Origin of the sequence: Streptomyces sp. NPDC088785 (assembly GCF_044750685.1) — a bacterium.
Lineage (GTDB): Bacteria > Actinomycetota > Actinomycetes > Streptomycetales > Streptomycetaceae > Streptomyces.
In genome coordinates this window covers 52,710-73,223 of the sequence record NZ_JBIVKH010000002.1, presented here as the reverse complement: position 1 = coordinate 73,223, position 20,514 = coordinate 52,710, and the positions used below count along the sequence as shown (strand labels likewise).

General features: G+C 72.9%; 15 protein-coding genes. 2 read left to right on the top strand and 13 right to left on the bottom strand.

Going from position 1 to position 20,514, the window contains the following annotated elements; all coding sequences use genetic code 11:
- Positions 1-43: 43 nt before the first annotated feature.
- The 5 genes from ACIP5K_RS05980 to proB form a co-directional block, all read right to left on the bottom strand.
- Positions 44-1,135, bottom strand: a complete 1,092-nt coding sequence (locus ACIP5K_RS05980) for a hypothetical protein (RefSeq protein WP_401405411.1) — start codon at positions 1,133-1,135, stop codon at positions 44-46.
- A gap of 66 nt (positions 1,136-1,201) precedes the next feature.
- Entirely contained in the window at positions 1,202-1,789 is a 588-nt protein-coding gene (locus ACIP5K_RS05975) for a hypothetical protein (RefSeq protein ID WP_401405409.1), read from the bottom strand.
- 82 nt (positions 1,790-1,871) lie between these two features.
- Positions 1,872-3,158: a glutamate-5-semialdehyde dehydrogenase gene (locus tag ACIP5K_RS05970; protein WP_401405407.1), complete on the bottom strand. Its 1,287-nt coding sequence runs from the start codon at positions 3,156-3,158 to the stop codon at positions 1,872-1,874.
- Between the two features lie 111 nt (positions 3,159-3,269).
- Positions 3,270-3,761: a hypothetical protein gene (locus tag ACIP5K_RS05965; protein ID WP_401405405.1), complete on the bottom strand. Its 492-nt coding sequence runs from the start codon at positions 3,759-3,761 to the stop codon at positions 3,270-3,272.
- A gap of 177 nt (positions 3,762-3,938) precedes the next feature.
- On the bottom strand, positions 3,939-5,090 hold the full coding sequence (gene proB, locus ACIP5K_RS05960) for a glutamate 5-kinase (protein WP_401405404.1): 1,152 nt from the start codon (positions 5,088-5,090) through the stop codon (positions 3,939-3,941).
- Positions 5,091-5,349: 259 nt separating this feature from the next.
- Here proB and ACIP5K_RS05955 point away from each other — a divergent pair, with 259 nt between their 5' ends.
- Entirely contained in the window at positions 5,350-7,458 is a 2,109-nt protein-coding gene (locus ACIP5K_RS05955) for a hypothetical protein (RefSeq protein ID WP_401405402.1), read from the top strand.
- 22 nt (positions 7,459-7,480) lie between these two features.
- On the opposite strand, the gene obgE is transcribed toward ACIP5K_RS05955, so the two are convergent.
- The 7 genes from obgE to ACIP5K_RS05920 form a co-directional block, all read right to left on the bottom strand.
- Positions 7,481-8,929 (bottom strand): GTPase ObgE, encoded by a 1,449-nt coding sequence (gene obgE, locus ACIP5K_RS05950; protein ID WP_401405400.1) that lies wholly within the window; start codon positions 8,927-8,929, stop codon positions 7,481-7,483.
- 132 nt (positions 8,930-9,061) lie between these two features.
- Positions 9,062-9,319, bottom strand: coding sequence for a 50S ribosomal protein L27 (rpmA, locus tag ACIP5K_RS05945; protein ID WP_026245994.1), 258 nt, complete (start codon positions 9,317-9,319; stop codon positions 9,062-9,064).
- Between the two features lie 16 nt (positions 9,320-9,335).
- A complete protein-coding gene (gene rplU, locus ACIP5K_RS05940; RefSeq protein ID WP_401405398.1) occupies positions 9,336-9,656 on the bottom strand; it encodes a 50S ribosomal protein L21 in 321 nt (106 codons plus the stop codon).
- 197 nt (positions 9,657-9,853) lie between these two features.
- Positions 9,854-11,182: a phospholipase D-like domain-containing protein gene (locus tag ACIP5K_RS05935; RefSeq protein ID WP_401405396.1), complete on the bottom strand. Its 1,329-nt coding sequence runs from the start codon at positions 11,180-11,182 to the stop codon at positions 9,854-9,856.
- 240 nt (positions 11,183-11,422) lie between these two features.
- Positions 11,423-15,643 (bottom strand): ribonuclease E/G, encoded by a 4,221-nt coding sequence (locus ACIP5K_RS05930; RefSeq protein ID WP_401405394.1) that lies wholly within the window; start codon positions 15,641-15,643, stop codon positions 11,423-11,425.
- A 252-nt stretch (positions 15,644-15,895) separates the two neighbouring features.
- Positions 15,896-16,699, bottom strand: a complete 804-nt coding sequence (locus tag ACIP5K_RS05925; protein WP_401405392.1) for a TIGR03936 family radical SAM-associated protein — start codon at positions 16,697-16,699, stop codon at positions 15,896-15,898.
- A gap of 46 nt (positions 16,700-16,745) precedes the next feature.
- Positions 16,746-17,798 (bottom strand): hypothetical protein, encoded by a 1,053-nt coding sequence (locus tag ACIP5K_RS05920; RefSeq protein ID WP_401405391.1) that lies wholly within the window; start codon positions 17,796-17,798, stop codon positions 16,746-16,748.
- 109 nt (positions 17,799-17,907) lie between these two features.
- Here ACIP5K_RS05920 and ACIP5K_RS05915 point away from each other — a divergent pair, with 109 nt between their 5' ends.
- A complete protein-coding gene (locus tag ACIP5K_RS05915; protein ID WP_401405389.1) occupies positions 17,908-18,495 on the top strand; it encodes a TerD family protein in 588 nt (195 codons plus the stop codon).
- Between the two features lie 62 nt (positions 18,496-18,557).
- Here ACIP5K_RS05915 and ACIP5K_RS05910 read toward each other — a convergent pair whose 3' ends face one another.
- Positions 18,558-20,513, bottom strand: coding sequence for a TIGR03960 family B12-binding radical SAM protein (locus ACIP5K_RS05910; RefSeq protein ID WP_401405387.1), 1,956 nt, complete (start codon positions 20,511-20,513; stop codon positions 18,558-18,560).
- Between the last annotated feature and the right edge of the window lies 1 nt (position 20,514).

Sequence of the window (20,514 nt, the reverse complement as noted above, 5' to 3'; positions counted from 1 at the left end):
CCGACGAGAACTGACGGGCTCCGACGGGAACTGACGGCGGGCGCTAGGGACGCGCGGGCCGCGGGGACGGCTGGGCGCCGGGCGCGAGCGCGCCGCACAGCGCGGTCGCGCCGCCCCTGGCGTACGGGTCGGTGCCCGCGGGGCCGTCCTTCGCGGCCCGCTGCCCCGCGAGCAGCGGGTGCAGGTGCGCGGCCGAGTCGGTGGCGCAGGCCAGCGGCCCGGCCTGGACGGTGGAGACGAGCACCTCGGCCTGGTGGTTGCGCAGGTCGTCGCGGTCGTAGCGGAAGCGCAGCTCGCGGCGGACGGTGAACAGGGACGCCCTGGCGTCCGGCCGGTCGACGGGCCGCAGGGCGTACACGAAGGTGTGGTCCGAGGTCACTTCCAGGGTGGCCGCGTCGGTCTCGGCGACGTGCAGGGCGCCGGTCACCCGGATCCGGGGGTCGGCGAGCGCGGCCTCGGTCGGGTCGAAGCGGACCAGCCAGCCGGTGGCGGCGTGCCGGCCGTCGGCGGCCGGGTGCTCGAAGCTCCGGTCGAACTGGCCGAGCTGCTGCGGGTCGAGGAGCTGGCGCACCGGCCGCAGGGTGGCGCCGGTGAGCACGTCCGGGTCGAGCGAGGAGTCGACGAGGTAGTCCTTGGACGTGGTCAGCGCGGTGACGACCTGGCTGTCGGAGAAGTGGGCGGTGCGCCGGGTGGCCGGCAGCGCGATGCCGTCGGCGGCGGTGTGGAACCGGGCGGCGGGACTGTGCGCGTACAGCTCGGCGGCCGAGGCGGCGCCGGGCACCCGGCCGGCCGGGGCGAGCGGTATGACGGTCATCCGCAGCGGGTCGGTGGGCCGGACGGGCTGGGCCGCGCGGTAGGGGCTGCGCACGCCCATGTAGATCGCGGCGCCGAAGGCGAGCACGATCATCACGACGAGGAGGGCGGCCTGCCGGGTCGGTCCGCGGCGCAGCGCGGGGCTGCGGCGCACGGCCGGGGTGTGGTCGGCCATCCGCTCGCGCGCGGAGAACTCCTGGAGCCGGGCAGCCCGGACGAACGACTCGTCGAACACGACGGATCGGTATTCGTCCTCGCTCCCGCCACCGCTCGCGGGGCCGCCTTCCGGGGTCCCCTCCGGTGGGTCTGCTGGCCCGCCCATGCCTTCAGAGTAGGTCCCCGGGGCCGCGGGCGAACGCCCTGGTACGCGTCAACTTCCGACGGCGGCTCAGGGCGTGCGGGGAACCGCCGACACCGCGGGCCGCGGGGAGCCCGCGGAGGCGGAGGGGTCCGGCGCGCCCTTGTCCAGCTCGGTCGTCGCGGGCGGCGGCACCCGGTCGTCCTGGCGGCCCGAGGCGGCGCCGCGGTAGACGGCCGTGAAGGCGAGGGCGACCATGCCGATGCCCATCAGCAGGGCGAGGGCCCAGGCGACGGGTCTGCGCCAGCGCATCCGGACGGGGTGGGCGGCGCCGCGGCCGGTCCCGTCCGGCCCGTCGTCGTACAGGTCGTCGAGTTCGCGCCCGAAGTCCGTCGCGTCGTCGGGGCCGAACCCCTCGGGGTCGGACTCGTCGTAGAAGTCGTCGTCGGGGCCGCGGCGTATGCGCGCCCTGCGGGCCTCGGCCTCCTGGGCCTCGGCACGGGCCTGCGCCGCGGCGAGCAGGCGCTCGACCGCGGTGGGCTCATGGACCTTCGCCGCCCGCACGAAGTCCTCGTCGAAGACCACGGAGGCGAACGCGTCGTCCGCACCCCCGCGGTCCTGGTCGTCGTCGGGCTCCCGGCCGTCCGGAAACGGCGTACCCCCCACGTCCTCCGGCACCCGTCCAGAGTAGACCTGAGGGGTCAATTTGGGCAGACGGTAAGGAAATTCGCCGTGTGAACCGGTGCGGGACGCCCGGTGCTCAGCGGGTGTGCCCGTCGCCGGTGACGATGTACTTGGTGCTCGTCAGCTCCGGCAGGCCCATGGGGCCGCGGGCGTGCAGCTTCTGCGTGGAGATGCCGATCTCGGCGCCGAAGCCGAACTGGCCGCCGTCGGTGAACCGCGTCGAGGCGTTCACGGCGACGGTCGTGGAGTCGACGAGCTGGGTGAAGCGGCGGGCCGCCTGCTGCGAGGTGGTGACGATGGCCTCGGTGTGGCCCGAGGACCACAGCCGGATGTGCTCGACGGCGCTGTCGAGGTCGTCGACGACGGCGGCCGCGATGTCGTAGCTCAGGTACTCGGTCTCCCAGTCCTCGGGCGTGGCCTCGACGACGGTGGCCTTGGTGGCGTCCGCGTAGCCGAGGATCCGGGTGTCGGCGTGCACGGTGACGCCGGCGTCGGCGAGGGCGTCGAGGGCCCGCGGCACGAACGCGTCGGCGACGTCGGCGTGGACGAGGAGCGTCTCCGCGGAGTTGCAGACGGAGGGCCGCTGGGCCTTGGAGTTGACGAGGATGTCGACCGCCATGTCGATGTCGGTGTCCTTGTCGACGTAGACGTGGCAGTTGCCGGTGCCGGTCTCGATGACGGGCACGATCGAGTTCTCGACGACGTTCTTGATGAGGGAGGCGCCGCCGCGCGGGATGAGGACGTCGACGAGGCCGCGGGCGCGCATCAGTTCGGTCACCGACTCGCGGGACTCGCCGGGCACGAGCTGGATCGCGTCGGCGGGCAGCCCCGCGCCGCCGACGGCGTCGCGCAGGACGCGCACGAGCGCGGTGTTCGATTCGTACGCGGAGGAGCTGCCGCGCAGCAGGACGGCGTTGCCGGACTTGAGGCAGAGGGCGGCGGCGTCGACCGTGACGTTGGGCCGGGCCTCGTAGATGATGCCGACGACGCCGAGCGGGACGCGGACCTGGCGCAGGTCGATGCCGTTGGGCAGGGTGCTGCCGCGCACCACCTCGCCGACCGGGTCGGGCAGCGCGATGACGTCGCGCACGTCGGAGGCGATGGCGCGCACGCGCTCCGCGGTGAGCGTGAGCCGGTCGACGATCGCTTCGCCGGTGCCGGCCTCGCGGGCCCTGGCGACGTCCTTGGCGTTGGCCTCGATGATCTCGGCCGTACGGACTTCGAGGGCGTCGGCGATCGCGGCCAGGACGTCGTCCTTCTCCGCGCGCGGCAGCGGGGCGAGGGTGTTCGCGGCGGCGCGGGCGCGATAGGCGGCCCGGGTGACCGGAGTCATCGAGTCGTACGGGTTCAGCGAAGGCGTCATGCAGCGCAGCGTAACGGGGGTACGGGGGCGCCCATCAGGTGTTCCGGGGGGTGAGACATGGCTGAAAACGGCTGGTGGGCGGGGGCGCCGGTTTCACCGCGGCCGGTGCTCCTAGAACGGGTGGACGCCCACCGGGGTCGCCGGGAGCGGACCGAAGCCCTCCGCGATCCGGTGGTGGTAGGTCTGGCGGTCGATGACCTCCAGGCCGACGATCTCCCAGGGCGGCAGCTGCGAGGTCTGGCGGTGCTCGCCCCACAGGCGCAGGGCGACGGCCGCGGCGTCGTGCAGGTCGCGGGCCTCCTCCCAGTAGCGGATCTCGGCGTGGTCGACGGCGTAGCGGCTGGTCAGCAGGAAGGGGTGGTCGTGGGCGAGCTGTTCGAGGCCGCGGCGGACCTCGGTCAGCGGTGCCTCGGCGCCGGAGACGCTGAGCGTGATGTGCCAGAGGCGGGGGCCCTGCTCGGGGTCGCCCGTGGGCTCGGCGGTGGCCTCGGCGCTCTCGCCGGCCCGCCCCTCGTAGGCGTCTCCCGCGGCCACGCTCGTCAGGGCTCGCTCCGCCGACCCTCGGGACCCCGTGGATCCGGCCCCCGGGCGCGCTCGTCTCACGACGGCCTCCTTTGCGCAATGGTCGTGATGGTCGTGCGGAACCACTCCGGCTGAACTCCCTGCCACAAGAGTTGAGCAGGACACGAGCCCTCGTGGGGTGCTTTTGGGGAAGGTCCCCCACGGGTGGCAGGCTTTCGGCCGATTACACAGGCGGTTTCGAAGGTGACAGGCGGTGTTTCAAGCCTGGAGGAGGACCAGGTCGTCCCTGTGTACGACTTCGCGCTCGTAGCCCGGACCGAGCTCGCGGGCGAGCTCGCGGGTGGACCGGCCGATCAGCTGCGGGATCTCCTTGGCGTCGAAGTTGACCAGGCCGCGGGCGATCGCGCGGCCGCTCCCGTCGCGCAGCTCGACGGGGTCACCGGCGCTGAACTCGCCCTCGACGGAGGCGATCCCGGCGGGCAGCAGCGAGCTGTGCCGCTCGACGACGGCCCGCACCGCGCCGTCGTCGAGGGTGATCGAGCCCTGCGGGGTGGAGGCGTGCTGGAGCCACAGCAGCCGGTCCGCGCTGCGCCGTCCCGTGGGGTGGAAGTACGTGCCGGTGTCGCGGGCGGCGAGGGCGTCGGCGGCGTGCGAGGCGGAGGTCAGCACGACGGGGATGCCGGCGGCCGCGGCGATGGAGGCGGCCTCCACCTTGGTGACCATGCCGCCGGTGCCCACCCCGGCCTTGCCCGCCGAGCCGATCCGGACGTGCGCGATGTCGGCGGGGCCGCGCACCTCGGCGACGCGGGAGGTGCCGGGCTGCGCCGGGTTCCCGTCGTAGAGGCCGTCGACGTCGGAGAGGAGCACCAGCAGGTCGGCGTGGACGAGGTGGGCGACGAGGGCGGCCAGCCGGTCGTTGTCGCCGAAGCGGATCTCGTCGGTGGCGACGGTGTCGTTCTCGTTGACGACCGGGAAGGCGCCCATGGCCAGGAGCTGGTCGAGGGTGCGCGAGGCGTTGCGGTGGTGCGCCCTGCGGGCCATGTCGTCGCTGGTGAGCAGGATCTGGCCGACGCGGACGCCGTAGCGGGCGAAGGAGGCCGTGTAGCGGGCCACGAGGAGGCCCTGGCCGACGCTGGCGGCGGCCTGCTGGCGGGCGAGGTCCTTGGGGCGGCGGGTGAGGCCGAGCGGGGCGAGCCCGGCGGCGATGGCGCCGGAGGAGACGAGGACGATCTCCTTCGCTCCCCCGCCGCGGTGCTTGGCGAGGACGTCGACCAGGGCGTCGACCCGGTCCGCGTCCAGTCCTCCCGCGGCCGTGGTGAGCGACGACGATCCGACCTTGACGACGATCCGGCGCGCGTCCGCGACGCCCTGCCGTGCCGTGCGCGCTGTCCCTTTTGCTGCCCCTGACATGCCGCGCAATCTACGGGACGCGGCCGGGCGGACGCCCCGGGGTTTCGCGGAGCGGACACCCGCGGCGCGGGGCGGGGCGGCCGGAGGGACCTGCGCCTCAGGACTATGTGGCTTTTGCCCCTATATGCCGTGATTGATCTCACGGAGGATTGGCACGGGACCCCTCGAAGTCATACGGTCAGTGGTCAGCCTCTTCACCGGGGCGGACCAGCCCCCCACGGTCCCCTCCGTCCTCCGATCCCTGCCAGGAGCCCAGCCCGTGCCCTCCGCCGGACTTGCCCCCCGCCGCGTCGTGCAGCTCTCCGTGCTGTCCGCGATGTTTGCGCTCTATGTGGCCCAGCTCGTGAGCGCGCTCGTTCCTTATGTACCCGTGTTCGTGGCCGCGAGCGCCGCCGGTCTCGCCCTCGACACGTATCTTCAGTTCCGCCAGCCGGGACTGCTGTCGCTCCTGGGCAAGATCCGCTTCGACGTCACCGTGCGCCAGCTGCTGCGGGACATGCTGATCTTCGTCGGCCTGCTGCGCATCGACGGCATCGACCCGCTGGGCGAGCAGGCCCCCCTGCTGATCATGGTGCTCGCGGTGTACGCGCTGCACTTCGCCTGCCAGGCCGCCGCCGTCCTCGTGCGCCGCACCCGGACGCTACCGATCGTCACGCGCAACATCGACTCGACGCCGCTGCGGCTGTCCGCGGCCCCGCCGCGCCTGCTGGCCCGCCGCTCCAGCCACCGCCTGCTGGCGTTCTCGGCGCCGGCCACGGCCGGCCTGCTGCTGACGGCCGCGACGACGGACGCCCTGTGGGGCGGCCTCGGCATCGGCGTCTCGATCGTGCTGCTCGGCGGCGGCGCCGGCTACCTGGCGACCTGGCTGCTGCCGAAGAAGCGCCCGCTGAACGACCAGCAGACCATCGAGTGGCTGGACGGGTGGCTGGCCGACTACCGGCCGACCGTGGCGATGTACTTCTCCGGCGGCACCACGTCCGCGTACCAGGCGAACATGTGGCTCTCCACCCTCGCCGACGTCGACGGCAAGCCGCTGATCGTGCTGCGCGAGCGCTTCATGGTGAACAAGATCGACGCCACCGACGTGCCGATCATCTGCTTCCCGAAGGTCGCCACGATGTTCTCCCTGGAGAACTCGACGCTCAAGATGATGCTGCACCCGGCGAACGCGGCGAAGACCTCGCAGGTCCTGCGCATCCCGACCATCAAGCACGCCTTCATCAACCACGGCGAGTCCGACAAGCTGTCGTCCTGCAACCCGTACGCGAAGGCGTACGACGAGGTGTGGGTGGCCGGCTCCGCGGCCCGCGACCGCTACCAGCTGGCCGACGTCGGCGTCGACGACAAGGACGTCGTGGAGGTGGGCCGCCCGCAGCTGTCCCCGATCGAGGTCGGCAGCGGCCCGGCGACGGCCGCGTACACCACCGTCCTGTACGCCCCCACCTGGGAGGGCTGGGACGGCAACCCGGGCAACACCTCGGTGATCCTGGCCGGCGAGAACATCGTGCGGCACCTGCTCGCCGACGACCGGGTCCGGCTGATCTACAAGCCGCACCCGATGACCGGCTCGCAGGTCCCCGCCGCGGGCGAGGCCAACCAGCGCATCATGGCGATGATCCGCGAGGCCAACACCCGCCGCTCGGGCGCCCGCCCCGGCCCGGACGCCGCCGCCGAGCTGCACCGCGCCGCCACCGCCCTCGACCGGCTGACCTCCACCGCCTTCCGCACCAGTGCGGACGAGATGGAGAAGATGCTGCTCCAGGGCCGGCCCGAGGGTGACCGTGCCGCGGCCGTGGCCGGGGCGACGGCCGCCTGGGAGGCGGCCTACTGGGCGTCCTTCCCGGAGTGGGAGCACCTCATCGTCACCGAGGCCCGCCCGGCGATCTTCACCTGCTTCAACCAGGCCGACGTGCTGATCTCCGACGTCTCCTCGGTCGTCTCCGACTGGCTGAGCAGCGAGAAGCCGTACGCGGTCGCCAACACCTCGGGGCTGTCCGAGACCGAGTTCCGCACCGGTTTCCCGACCGTGAGCGCGGCGACGATCCTGACGCCGAAGGCGAAGGGCGTGCCCGCGCTTCTCGCGGCCGTCCGCGGCGAGACCGAGGACAAGTACGCCGAGGCCCGTCTGGAGCTCAAGGAGCACCTCCTGGGCCCCTCGGACCCGCCGTCCATGGACCGCTTCAACGGCGCCGTGCGCGACCTGTGCGCACGGGCCGACGAGCGCCGGGTGCGGATGATCGCGCGCGGCGAGAGCGAGATCCCGGCGCAGCGCGAGGACACGATCGAGGACCAGGTGGCCGAGGTCCTGGAAGGGGAGCCCGGCGACGCGCAGGACTCCCCCGAGTCCGAGGACTCCGTCACGGCGTGACGGAGGACCGGCCCGTGCGGGACTAGAACGGGTTGAAGTCCTCGAACTCCTGCTGGGCCTCGTCCCGCTCCGCCTGGCGGTCGCGGCGGCGCTGCGCGGCCGGGCGCGGGGCCTCCAGGCGGTGGTCCTCGCCACGGCGGCCGAGCATCTCGGCGCCCGCCATCATGGTGGGCTCCCAGTCGAAGACCACGGCGTTCTCCTCGGGGCCGATGGCGACGCCGTCGCCGTTGCGGGCACCGGCCTTCATCAGCTCGCCCTCGACGCCGAGGCGGCTGAGGCGGTCGGCCAGGTAGCCCACGGCCTCGTCGTTGTTGAAGTCGGTCTGGCGCACCCAGCGCTCCGGCTTCTCGCCGCGCACCCGGAACAGCGGCTCGCCGTCGACGTCCTCGCGGGTGACGGTGAAGCCGGCGTCGTCCACGGCCTTCGGGCGGATGACGACGCGGGTCGACTCCTCCTTGGGCTGCGCGGCGCGGTGCGCGGACACCAGCTCGGCCAGGGCGAAGGAGAGCTCCTTGAGGCCCTTGTGGGCGACGGCGGAGACCTCGAACACCTGGTAGCCGCGCGCCTCCAGGTCGGGCCGCACCATTTCGGCGAGGTCCTTGCCGTCGGGCACGTCGATCTTGTTCAGGACGACCAGGCGCGGCCGGTTCTCCAGACCCGCGCCGTACTCGCGCAGCTCCGCCTCGATGATGTCGAGGTCGGAGACGGGGTCGCGGTCGGACTCCAGCGTCGCCGTGTCGAGGACGTGCACCAGCACGCTGCACCGCTCCACGTGCCGCAGGAACTCGAGGCCGAGGCCCTTGCCCTGGCTGGCGCCCGGGATCAGGCCCGGGACGTCGGCGATCGTGTAGACGGTCGAGCCCGCGGTGACCACGCCCAGGTTCGGGACGAGCGTGGTGAACGGATAGTCGGCGATCTTCGGCTTGGCGGCCGAGAGCACCGAGATCAGCGAGGACTTGCCGGCGCTCGGGTAGCCCACCAGGGCGACGTCGGCGACGGTCTTGAGCTCCAGGACGACATCGCTCTCGTCGCCCGGCACGCCGAGCAGGGCGAAGCCGGGGGCCTTGCGGCGGGCCGAGGCCAGCGCCGCGTTGCCGAGGCCGCCGCGGCCGCCCTGGGAGGCGACGAAGGTGGTGCCCTGGCCGACCATGTCGGCCAGCACGTTGCCCTGCTTGTCGAGGACGACGGTGCCGTCGGGCACGGGCAGGACCAGGTCCTGCCCGTCCTTGCCGGAGCGGTTGTCACCCGCGCCGGGGGCGCCGTTGGTGGCCTTGCGGTGCGGGGAGTGGTGGTAGTCGAGGAGCGTCGTGACGTCCTGGTCGACGACCAGGATCACATCGCCGCCACGGCCGCCGTTGCCGCCGTCCGGGCCGCCGAGCGGCTTGAACTTCTCACGGTGGACGGAGGCACAGCCGTGGCCTCCGCTACCCGCGGCGACATGCAGTTCGACGCGGTCCACGAAGGTGGTCATGGGTCAGTGCCTCCAGAAACGAACGGAAATGTCTACTGCGTACTACTGCAATTCAAACAATGCGAAAGGCGGACCCGCTTCCCGTACGGGAAGTGAGGTCCGCCTCGCGCTGTGTTCCGGTCAGGCTGCCTTTCAGGCGGCGACCGGGACGATGTTCACGACCTTGCGGCCACGGTGGGTACCGAACTCCACCGCACCGGCGTCGAGCGCGAACAGCGTGTCGTCCTTGCCACGACCCACACCGTTGCCCGGGTGGAAGTGGGTGCCGCGCTGGCGGACCAGGATCTCACCGGCGTTGACGGTCTGACCGCCGAAGCGCTTCACGCCGAGCCGCTGAGCATTGGAATCGCGCCCGTTCCGAGTGGACGATGCGCCCTTCTTGTGTGCCATGTCTCAGTCCCTACCCTTACTTCGCAGCCGCGGGGATCTCAGTGACCTTGATCGCCGTGTACTGCTGGCGGTGGCCCTGACGACGGCGGTAGCCGGTCTTGTTCTTGTAGCGAAGGATGTCGATCTTCGCACCCTTGTGGTGGTCCACGACCTCGGCCTGGACCTTGATGCCGGCCAGGACCCACGGGTCGCTGGTCACGGACTCGCCGTCGACAACGAGCAGCGTAGAGAGCTCTACGGCGTCGCCAACCTTGGCGGTGGAAAGCTTGTCAACCTCAACGATGTCGCCGACAGCAACCTTGTGCTGGCGACCACCGCTGCGCACGATGGCGTACACGCGGATCTCTCTTTCGCTCGGAACGGAACCCCCGCAGTCCAGCCGCACGGGACGGCCTCTCCGGAAGGTCCCGGCCGTGCGGCCGTGAAAATCCGGAGGAAGAGGTTTACGGGAGTGAGGCACGTCGATGGACACGCCGACGGTCCAGGTTACGGGGCACCCCTCAGAAGGGTCAAACCGGCCCCTCCCCCGGCCCGTCAGGCCGTCGTGCCCTCACCGTCCTGCGGCAGCGTCTTGACGCCCTTGCAGAGGTTGGTGTTGTCGCCCGTCCCCGGGTACGCCACGTTCCACACCTTCAGGAAGTGCGTGCGGTACGTGTCGTGCACGGAGTCGTCGTCGATCTTGACGTAGGCCTCGTCGTTCTCGCGCAGCGCCGGGTTCGAGGCGTTCTGCGAGCCGGTGAAGGTGACCTTGTTGCGGGCACCGTCGTACATGCCGTCGATCGCCACGTATTTCGTGTGGATGATGAACGGCGTGCCGAGCTTGGTGCCGGGGCTCAGCGGGTCGCGGTCGTCGTTGTAGCAGCGGCGCGGCGGGGCGCCGGTGGCGTGCAGCGTCTTCCAGGTGCCGCTGTCGGACGTGGCGTACTCGACGGCGACGGTGCAGCCCGACTTCTGGAGCGCGACCAGCTTGTCCGCGATGGCCTGCCGGGTGATCTGGAAGATCGCGGCCCGCACGACCGTGTGCTGCGTCGCGCCCGTCGTGGGGTTCTTGTAGGTGCACGAGACGTTGTCGAGCACCGAGTACAGGGTGTCCGTGGAGTTCGTGGTGCCGGCCCGCGGATAGAAGTACGCCTTGTAGCGGCCGTTGCTGACCGTGCGGTAGTCCCAGTTCGCCCAGTCCTTGACGGCGATGTCGTCGAAGTAGTCCGAGTAGGCGCCGTAGAGGACCGGGTTGTTCGGCAGCTGGAGCGCGTCGTTGAAGAAGCGCGTGCTGGCCGACGGCGTGGAGTTCGCCGTGGTCTGCACGACCACGTTCGTGGCGCCGTCGACGGCCGAGAACAGCCAGAACTTGTTGTGCATGATCGACTTGCCGAACTTGGGGTCGCCCAGGCACGACTTGTCCTTCGGGCACAGCGTCACGAAGGACGTGCCGGCGATGTTCGTGCCGAACGCCGCCTTCAGCTGGCTGTAGACCGTGTTCGTGGGGCGGTCGCCGACGCTGGAGGAGTCGAGCACGATCTTGACGTGCACGCCGCGGGCCTTGGCCCGGATCAGCGCGTCCGCGATCGTCTGCTCCCACACGTGGTAGACGGCGACCTTGATGGTGGAGCCCGGCAGCGCGGCGTCCGTCAGCTCGACGAGCCGGGTGCGGATCGCGTACTGCGCGTCCGTCGTCCCCAGCGGGTCGTTGAAGATGGGGCCCTCGGTCCAGGTCCGGGTGTCCGCCGACGCCGTGTCCGCGGCCACTCCCGCCTGCACCCCGGCGGCCGAGAGGACGGTGGCGAGGGCCACCGCCTGCCGGGCGCCCTTGACCGGCTTCACCGCCCGGTGCCGGCCCGTGGCCCTGAGACGTACGTGCGCCATGTGTTTCCCTCCCCTGGCACGGGCGCCGCCGTCTCCCCAACGGGCACCACCCCTGCCGACTCCGCGCATGAATGACTACTACATGATTTTTACAGGTCGATGACCATGGCCCAAGCGCGGAGAGCGATTTACGTGTGATGTCCGTACATCTGGGGCACGCCCCTCCGCCTTGCCCGCACCACGTACGACGGCGCCCCCGCCACAGCCGGAGCTGCGGGCGGGGGCGCCGTCGTGCGTGGCTCAGGCCTCGTCGGCCGCGGCCGTGACGGACGGCAGCGACTGCTGCTCGGCCGCCGCGGTCTTCTTCGCGGTCGTCTTCTTGGCGGCGGTCTTGGTCGCCGCCTTCTTGGCCGTCGTCTTCTTCGCGGCCGTCTTCTTGGCCGCGGTCTTCTTGGTGGCGGTGGCCGCCTTCTTCGCCGTCGCCTTCTTGGCCGTCTTGCGGGCCGTCTTCTTGGCGGCGGGCGCCTCAGCGGCCTCAGGGGCCTCGGCGGCCTCGGCGGCCCCGGAAGCCGCGGGGGCCTCCTCCGTGGCCGACGGGACGACCACGACGGCCGCCTCCTCGGTCGCGGTCGGCGCGGTCGCCTTGCGGACGGCACGGCGGCGCGGGCGGGCCGGAGCCGCCTCGGCCTCCGGCGCCGGCTCGGCGGCCCTGGGCTCCTCGGCCCGCGGCGCCTCGGCGGCCTTCGGCTCCGACTCGACGACGGTCACCGCGGCGGCCTCGTCGGACGACGCCTTCGGGGCACCCGCGGGGGCGCTGGCCTTGCGGGTGGCACGACGGCGCGTGCGCGGGGCCGGAGCCTCGGCGGCCGGCTGCTCCACCACGGGCTCGGGCGCCGCCTGCGGCGCGGGCGCCTCGACGACCGGCTCGGCCTCGGCCACCGGGGCGGCCTCACGCTGCTCCTCGGCCTGCTCCGCCCGGCGCGCCCGGTCGGCACGCGCGGACCGCTTGTCGGTCTGCTCGCCCTTCGGGGCACCGGCCGGGGCCGACGCGCGGCGCGTGGCACGGCGGCGCGAGCGACCACGGCCCGCCGCGGCCTCCGCCTCGGCGGCGCTGGAGTACAGCTCCTCGTCGACCGTGTACTCCGGCGCGGGCAGCGCCACCGGGGCGGCCGCCTCGGCGGCGACCTCGGCCTCGGTCTCGACCGGCTCCTGCGCCGACGCCGACTCGTGCTCGTGCGTGTCGTGCTCGTGGGTCTCGTGCGTGTCGTGCTCGTGGGTCTCGTGCTGGTGGTCCGCGCCGTTGCCGCCGCGACCGCGCTTCTTGCGCTTGCCGCCACCACCGCCGCTGCCGCTGCCGGCGGAGGACGCCTGCTCCATGTGGACGATGACGCCGCGGCCGTTGCAGTGCACGCAGGTCTCGGAGAAGGACTCCAGGAGGCCCTGGCCGACGCGCTTGCGGGTCATCTGGACCAGGCCGAGCGAGGTGACCTCGGCGACCTGGTGCTTGGTCCGGTCGCGGCCCAGGCACTCCAGGAGGCGGCGCAGGACCAGGTCCCGGTTGGACTCCAGGACCATGTCGATGAAGTCGATGACGACGATGCCGCCGAGGTCGCGCAGCCGCAGCTGGCGGACGATCTCCTCGGCCGCTTCGAGGTTGTTCCTCGTCACGGTCTCTTCGAGGTTGCCGCCCTGGCCGGTGAACTTCCCGGTGTTGACGTCGACGACGATCATCGCCTCGGTCTTGTCGATCACCAGGGAGCCGCCGGACGGCAGCCACACCTTGCGGTCGAGCGCCTTGGCGAGCTGCTCGTCGATCCGGTACGTCGCGAAGACGTCGACCTCGGACGTCCACCGCGACAGCCGGTCGGACAGGTCGGGGGCGACGTGGTTGACGTAGCCGTGGATGGTGTCCCACGCCTCGTCACCGCTGACGATGACCTTGGAGAAGTCCTCGTTGAAGATGTCGCGCACGACGCGGACGGTCATGTCCGGCTCGCCGTACAGCAGGCTCGGCGACGACGTCGAGATCTGCTTGGACTTCTTCTGGATGTCCTCCCACTGGGCCTGGAGACGCTCGACGTCGCGGCGCAGCTCGTCCTCGCTGGCGCCCTCGGCGGCGGTGCGCACGATGACGCCCGCGTCCTCGGGGACGACCTTCTTGAGGATGGTCTTCAGGCGCGCCCGCTCGGTGTCGGGCAGCTTGCGGCTGATGCCGGTCATCGAGCCCTCGGGCACGTAGACCAGGTAGCGGCCGGGCAGCGAGACCTGGCTGGTCAGGCGGGCGCCCTTGTGGCCGATGGGGTCCTTGGTGACCTGCACGAGCACGGACTGGCCGGACTTGAGGGCGGTCTCGATGCGGCGCGGCCCGTTGGCCATGCCGAGCGCCTCGAAGTTGACCTCACCGGCGTACAGCACCGCGTTGCGGCCCTTGCCGATGTCGATGAAGGCGGCCTCCATCGACGGCAGCACGTTCTGCACCTTGCCCAGGTACACGTTGCCGACGTACGAGGTCGACTGCTCCTTGTTGACGTAGTGCTCGACGAGGATGTCGTCCTCGAGCACACCGATCTGGGTGCGGTCGCCGTTCTGCCGGACGACCATCACGCGCTCGACGGCCTCGCGGCGGGCCAGGAACTCGGCCTCGGTGATGATCGGCACGCGGCGGCGGCCCTGCTCGCGACCCTCGCGGCGGCGCTGCTTCTTGGCCTCGAGACGCGTGGAGCCCTTGATGGACTGCACTTCGTCCGAGGACGTCGAGCGCTCGGGCCGCTCGTCCTTCTTGCGCGGCTCGCGGACCTTGACGACGGTGCGCTCCGGGTCGTCCGAGGACTGCTCGGCCTCGGTGGACCCGTCCCCCGCGCGACGGCGGCGGCGGCGACGGCGACGGCTGCTGCTCGACCCGCCGGCGGAGCCGTGCGCGTCCTGCTCGTCGTCGTGGTCGTGGTCGTCGGCCGGATCGTCGTCGGCCTCGGCCTCGGCGTCGGCGTCCTCGTCGGAACCGCCATCGGCGTCGGCGTCGGCGTCCGTGTCGGAGGCGTCCCCGCGACGGCGGCGACGGCCACCGCGACGGCGGCGACGGGCCGGGCGGTCGCCCTGCTCGTCGTGGTCGTCGTGGTCATCGGCGGCCTGGTCGTCGGCGGCCTGCTCGTCGGCGGCCTGCTCGTCGGCGGCGTCGGCGTCGACATCGGCGGCCCGGTCGTCGGGCTCCGGCGCGGCGACGGGCTCCGGCGCGGCGGTCGCCGCCTCGGGCTCGGGCTCGGCGGCCGGGCGCTCGTCGGTCGCGCGGCGACGGCGACGCCTGCGCGGCGTCTGGTCCTCCTCGACGACCGCGGCCGGCCGGGGCTGCGCCTCGGGCTCGGTCCCGCTCTCGGGTTCGGGCTCGGCGACCTGCTCACCGGCGGCCTCGGCCGCGGCGGCGGCAGCGGCGCGCTCGGGCGTCTGGAACATCGGCTCGGTGAAGACCGGAGCCTGGAAGACGGCGACGGACGGCCGCTTCGGACGGCCCCCGCCCTCGGTCTCGGCGGCGTCGCTCTGCTGCCTGGCCGCCCGGCCCCTGGCCTGCTTGGGCTCGGAGAAGCCACCGGCGGCCTTGCGGGTGGCGCGGCGACGGGGGCGGCGCGCGCCGCCCTCCTCGGCCGAGTCGCCCTCGGCGGACGCGGGCGTCCCGGCGGGCGCGGCCTGCGCGGCCTGAACGGTCTGCGCGGCCTGCGCGGCCTGCGCGGCCTGCGCGGCCTGCGCGGCCTGCTCTTGGACCGCCGGTTCGGCGGCCGGCGCGGCGGCCTGCGGCGCCTCGGGGGCGGACACGGCGCGGGTGGCGCGGCGACGGGCGCGGCGCGGGGCGGCGTCCTCCGCCGGGGTCTCGGCAACCGGCTCGGCGGCGGGCGCGGCGGCCTGCGGCTCCTCGGCCGGGGCCTCCTCGACGGCCGGGGTCTCCTCGACGGTCGGCGTGGCGACGGTCCGGGTCGCGCGGCGGCGACGGCGCGGGGCGGCGGCCTCGGCGGGCGCCTCCTCGGCGGCCGGGGCCTCCTCTGCGACGGCCTTCGGCCCGGCGGCGGGCGCCTCGGCGCTGTCGGCGCTGTCGGCGCTTTCAGGGGCGTCGGCAGCGGGGGCGGCCGTGGTGCGGGTGGCGCGGCGACGGCGGCGCGGGGCGGCCTCGGCCGGGGCCTCGTCGGCGGCGGGCGCGGCGGGCGGCTCGGGGGCCGCTTCGGCGACGGGCTCGACCGTCTCGGCCTGGGCGGGCGCACCGGTGGGCGCGGAGGCGCGGCGCGTGGCACGGCGGCGCGGGCGGGCGGCGGGTGCGCCGTCCTGCGTCTCCTGCGCCGGGGCGGGGGTTTCGGTGGCGGGCGCCTGCTCGTCCTCGGCGTCCGCGGCAGCGGCCGGTATGGCCGGCGCGGCGGCCTCGGCGGTGGGGCTCACGGGCGGGCCCGCGGGGCGCGACGCGGCCCGGCGCCGGCGGCGCGGGGGCAGGGTGTCGCTGGGGCTGTCCAGCTCGGAGGTGGTGGGTTCGGTCGGCTCGGGCATGCGGGTGGATCTCCCGTCGGGCCCCCGGGCGCCGCGCCTGATCCATGACCGGTGACGTCCGCGGCTCGCTCGTGCCGTTGTCGGGCGCGAGGGCCGCCGGTCCGGGGCGCGGGCGCCGCACGGGGGCTCTTCTGTCTGTTCTCGCCGGTTCCGGTACGCCTTGTACGTACGGCCTGGCGAAAGTCCTTGGGTGGGTGCGCTGCCCGACCCAGGTGGCTCCCGAGTACGAGGGCGGCGCGACGGCGACCGTCCTTACGCGGAACCTTCCACGGCGGGCACCGTCGCGGTGGCAGTTCCTGCGGCCTCCACTGGGGGGGCGGCCGGGGCTGCCTCGCGGTCGGGCGCGAGCGGGTCGGTCACCGTGCCGGACTCTGCATCGAAAGGCCCCTGCGCCAGCCTGGTCACCGCTGCGGGGACCGGCGGCGCCAGGTCGGCCACGGCGCGGAGACCGGACAGGACGTCGTCGGGTCGAACGGCAGGCGTCACGTGCCGAACAACCAGGCGCAGTATCGCACAGGCCGTGTCGCCCGGCCTATCAGCCGGGACATCCGGGGTCCGTGCCGCCTCGTGCGCCTCCAGTGAGACGACGGCGCCGCGGGCGTCGAACGTCCGCACGCCGTTCTTGGTGCGGCGCTGCACCTCGACCGTCTCGGCGGCGCGGAAGACGTCCGCGGCGCGGGCGGCCTCCGCGGCCGTGACCCCGTCGAGCCGCAGCTCCCACACGGAGGCGGCGAGCCGGTCGGCGAGGCCGGAGGTGCGGGCCTCGACGGCGTCGACGATGTCGAGGCCTTGGGGCATCGACTCGTCGAGCAGCGTCCGCAGGGTGGCGGGGTCGCGGGGCGCGGTGAGCGCGATCTCCAGGTATTCGGCCTCACTGCCCGTGCCGGTGGGTGCGGCATTGGCGTAGGACACCTTCGGGTGCGGCGTGAATCCCGCCGAGTACGCCATGGGTACCTCGGCGCGGCGCAGCGCACGCTCGAAGGCGCGCTGGAAGTCTCGGTGGCTGGTGAACCGGAGGCGGCCGCGCTTGGTGTAGCGCAGTCGGATGCGCTGCACCGCGGGTGCGGGCGGCGGGCCTTCGGGCTGTCGCTTGCCCAGTGTCCTAATCCTTAATGAACGCGGTCTTCGTGAGAGGGGTCGTACTCCTCTCAAGAGTACGTCCCTGCGCGTCCCGTGGTTCCCGCACCTCCGCGGCCGGCGGCTCGGGCGGGCGGCCCGGGCCGAACAGGGCGCGCCGCACGTCGGCCCGCGCCTGCCGGGCCGTGGCGCGGACGGCGCCGAGGGTCCGGCGGGCCACCCGGGCGGCGGGCCGCCACAGCCGGTCGCGCAGGGCGTGGCCGAGCGGGGTGAGCACGTGGCGGTACGCCCGGCGCGCGGGTTCCACGAGGACCAGGCGCAGCAGGCCGGCGAGGAACCGGCCGACGGCGAGCGACACGTACCCGGCGACGCGCCAGGCGACCGCGAGCGCCGCGCCGGTCTCCCGCAGCAGCACGCCGAGGGCGCGGCCGACGGGCACCAGCACCCAGCGCCACAGGGCGAGCGCGGGCAGCACGAGCGTCCACCGGACGAGGGCCCGGGCGGCGCGGCCGAGCGGGGTGAGGAGGTACCGGTACAGCCCCGCGGCGAGCCGGGCCAGGCCGTGTCCGGTCCAGGTGCCGAGCAGGACGGCCGCGTGTCCCAGCGGGGTCAGCACGCGCGCGTACAGCCACCCGGCGGGGACGACCAGGAGGACCTGTGCCAGCAGGCCGATGCCGTGCCCCACCGGGACGAGGACGTACCGCCACAGGGCGGCCCACGGCCACACGAACAGCGCCCGGCCGGTCCAGCCGAGCACCACGGCGGCCGCCCGTCCGGCCGGGGCGAGCACGCGCGCGCAGAGCCAGACGGCCGGGACGGCCACCGCCACCCGCCCCAGGAAGGCGAGTCCGCGGCCGAGCCGGGTCAGCGGCAGGACCACGAGCACGCCCCACAGCCGTGCGAGCCCGCGGCCGAGCGGCGCCAGCGCCTTCGCGTGCAGGAGGCGGCCGGCGGCGGCGAGCGCGTCCCACACGAGCCGGACCGGCACCACGACGACGAGGGCCACGATCCGTACGGGCATGCGGACCGCCGCCACCAGGCAGCCTTCCGCGGGGTCGGGGCGCTTCTCCGTGTCCATGCCGTGTCAGACGCCGCAGCGGGCTCCCCGGATGCGCGGGCGGCCCTCCTCGGGCGCCGAATCGGGCGCCGGTGCTTCACATAGCGGCTGTGCCAGGCACAATCTGCGCATGATTACGCTTACGAAGGAAGACGGCCCCGCGGATCTCGACGGTGTCACCCATCTCTCCATCGGGGTCTCCTGGGACCCGACCGCCGGCAGCAGTGGGGGCGTGCTCGGCGCGCTGCGCCGCAAGCAGGGCACGGACCTGGATCTGATAGCGGTCGCGATGCAGGGCGGTGACCCGGTCCGGCTCGCGGGCCTGGACTCGCTGGACCCGCTGGGCAACGGCGCGCTGCGGCACAGCGGTGACAACCAGACCGGCAAGGGCGACGGCGACGACGAGACGGTCACCGTCGAGTTCGCGAAGGTGCCGCCGGTCATCACGTCGATCGTGTTCATCGCGGCGGCCTACAAGAAGGGCAGCTCGTTCCAGAAGGCCCGCAACATCAGTTTCAAGGTGTACGACGCGACGGGCGGCAGCAGCCAGCAGGTGGCGGACATCTGGCCGAGCCTGCTCAGCGCCGACAACGGCTGCCTGGTGGCGAAGGCCATCCGCAGCACGGGCGACGTCTGGAAGCTCCAGGTCATCAATGAGACCGGGAAGATCAAGCAGGGTGACGAGCGCGCCCTGATGCGCTTCGCCGTCAGCCAGTAGGAGACGGCGGCGGGGGGCGGGGCACCGGCCCCGCCCCCCGCCGTGTCATGTCACCGGGGTCGCTACTTGACGACCGTCAGCGGCAGCAGCTTCTTGCCGGTCGGGCCGATCTGGATGCTGGTGTCCATCGCGGGGCAGACGCCGCAGTCGAAGCAGGGCGTCCAGCGGCAGTCCTCGACCTCGGTCTCGTCGAGCGAGTCCTGCCAGTCCTCCCAGAGCCAGTCCTTGTCGAGACCGGAGTCCAGGTGGTCCCAGGGCAGGACCTCCTCGTACGTGCGCTCGCGGGTCGTGTACCAGTCGACGTCGACGCCGTGGGCGGGCAGCGTCCGGGCGGCGCACTCCATCCAGCGGTCGTAGCTGAAGTGCTCGCGCCAGCCGTCGAAGCGGCCGCCGTCCTCGTAGACCGCGCGGATGACGTCGCCGATGCGGCGGTCGCCGCGGGAGAGCAGGCCCTCGACGATGCCGGGCTTGCCGTCGTGGTAGCGGAAGCCGATGGAGCGGCCGTACTTCTTGTCGCCGCGGATCTTGTCGCGCAGCTTGGTCAGCCGCGCGTCGGTGTCCTCGGCGCTGAGCTGCGGCGCCCACTGGAACGGGGTGTGCGGCTTGGGCACGAAACCGCCGATGGAGACCGTGCAGCGGATGTCGTTCGAGCCGGAGACCTCGCGGCCCTTCTGGATCACGTTCATCGCCATGTCGGCGATCTGGAGGACGTCGTCATCGGTCTCCGTCGGCAGGCCGCACATGAAGTACAGCTTGACCTGGCGCCAGCCGTTGCCGTAGGCGGTGGCGACCGTGCGGATCAGGTCCTCCTCCGAGACCATCTTGTTGATGACCTTGCGCATGCGCTCGCTGCCGCCCTCGGGGGCGAAGGTGAGACCGGAGCGGCGGCCGTTGCGGGTCAGCTCGTTGGCCAGGTCCACGTTGAACGCGTCGACGCGGGTCGAGGGCAGCGAGAGGCCGATCTTGTCCTCCTCGTAGCGGTCCGCGAGGCCCTTGGCGATGTCGCCGATCTCGGAGTGGTCCGCGGAGGACAGCGAGAGCAGGCCGACCTCCTCGAAGCCGGTCGCCTTCAGGCCCTTCTCCACCATGTCGCCGATGCCGGTGATGCTTCGCTCCCGCACGGGGCGCGTGATCATGCCGGCCTGGCAGAAGCGGCAGCCGCGGGTGCAGCCGCGGAAGATCTCGACGGACATCCGCTCGTGGACGGTCTCCGCGAGCGGCACGAGGGGCTGCTTCGGGTACGGCCACTCGTCGAGGTCCATGACGGTGTGCTTGGAGACGCGCCACGGCACGCCCGAGCGGTTCGGCACGACGCGGCCGATGCGGCCGTCGGGGAGGTACTCGACGTCGTAGAAGGCCGGGATGTAGATGTTCCCGGTCTTGGCGAGGCGGAGCAGGACCTCCTCGCGCCCGCCCGGGCGGCCCTCGGCCTTCCAGGCGCGGATGATCTCGGTCATGTCGAGCACGGCCTGCTCGCCGTCGCCGATGACGACGGCGTCGATGAAGGCCGCGATCGGCTCGGGGTTGAAGGCCGCGTGGCCGCCCGCGAGGACGATCGGGTCGTCCAGGGTGCGGTCCGCCGACTCCAGCGGGATGCCCGCCAGGTCGAGCGCGGCGAGCATGTTGGTGTAGCCCAGCTCGGTGGAGAACGACAGTCCGAAGACGTCGAAGGCCTTCACCGGGCGGTGCGAGTCGACCGTGAACTGGGGCACCCGGTGCTCGCGCATCAGGGCCTCCAGGTCGGGCCAGACGCTGTAGGTGCGCTCGGCGAGGACGCCCTCGCGCTCGTTCAGCACCTCGTAAAGGATCATGACGCCCTGGTTGGGCAGTCCGACCTCGTACGCGTCCGGGTACATCAGTGCCCAGCGGACATCGCAGGACTCCCACGGCTTGACCGTGGAGTTGAGCTCTCCGCCGACATACTGGATCGGCTTCTGCACATGCGGGAGCAGCGCTTCGAGCTGCGGAAACACAGACTCGACCGCTTGGGGCGCCGCGGCGACGGCATCGGCAGACATA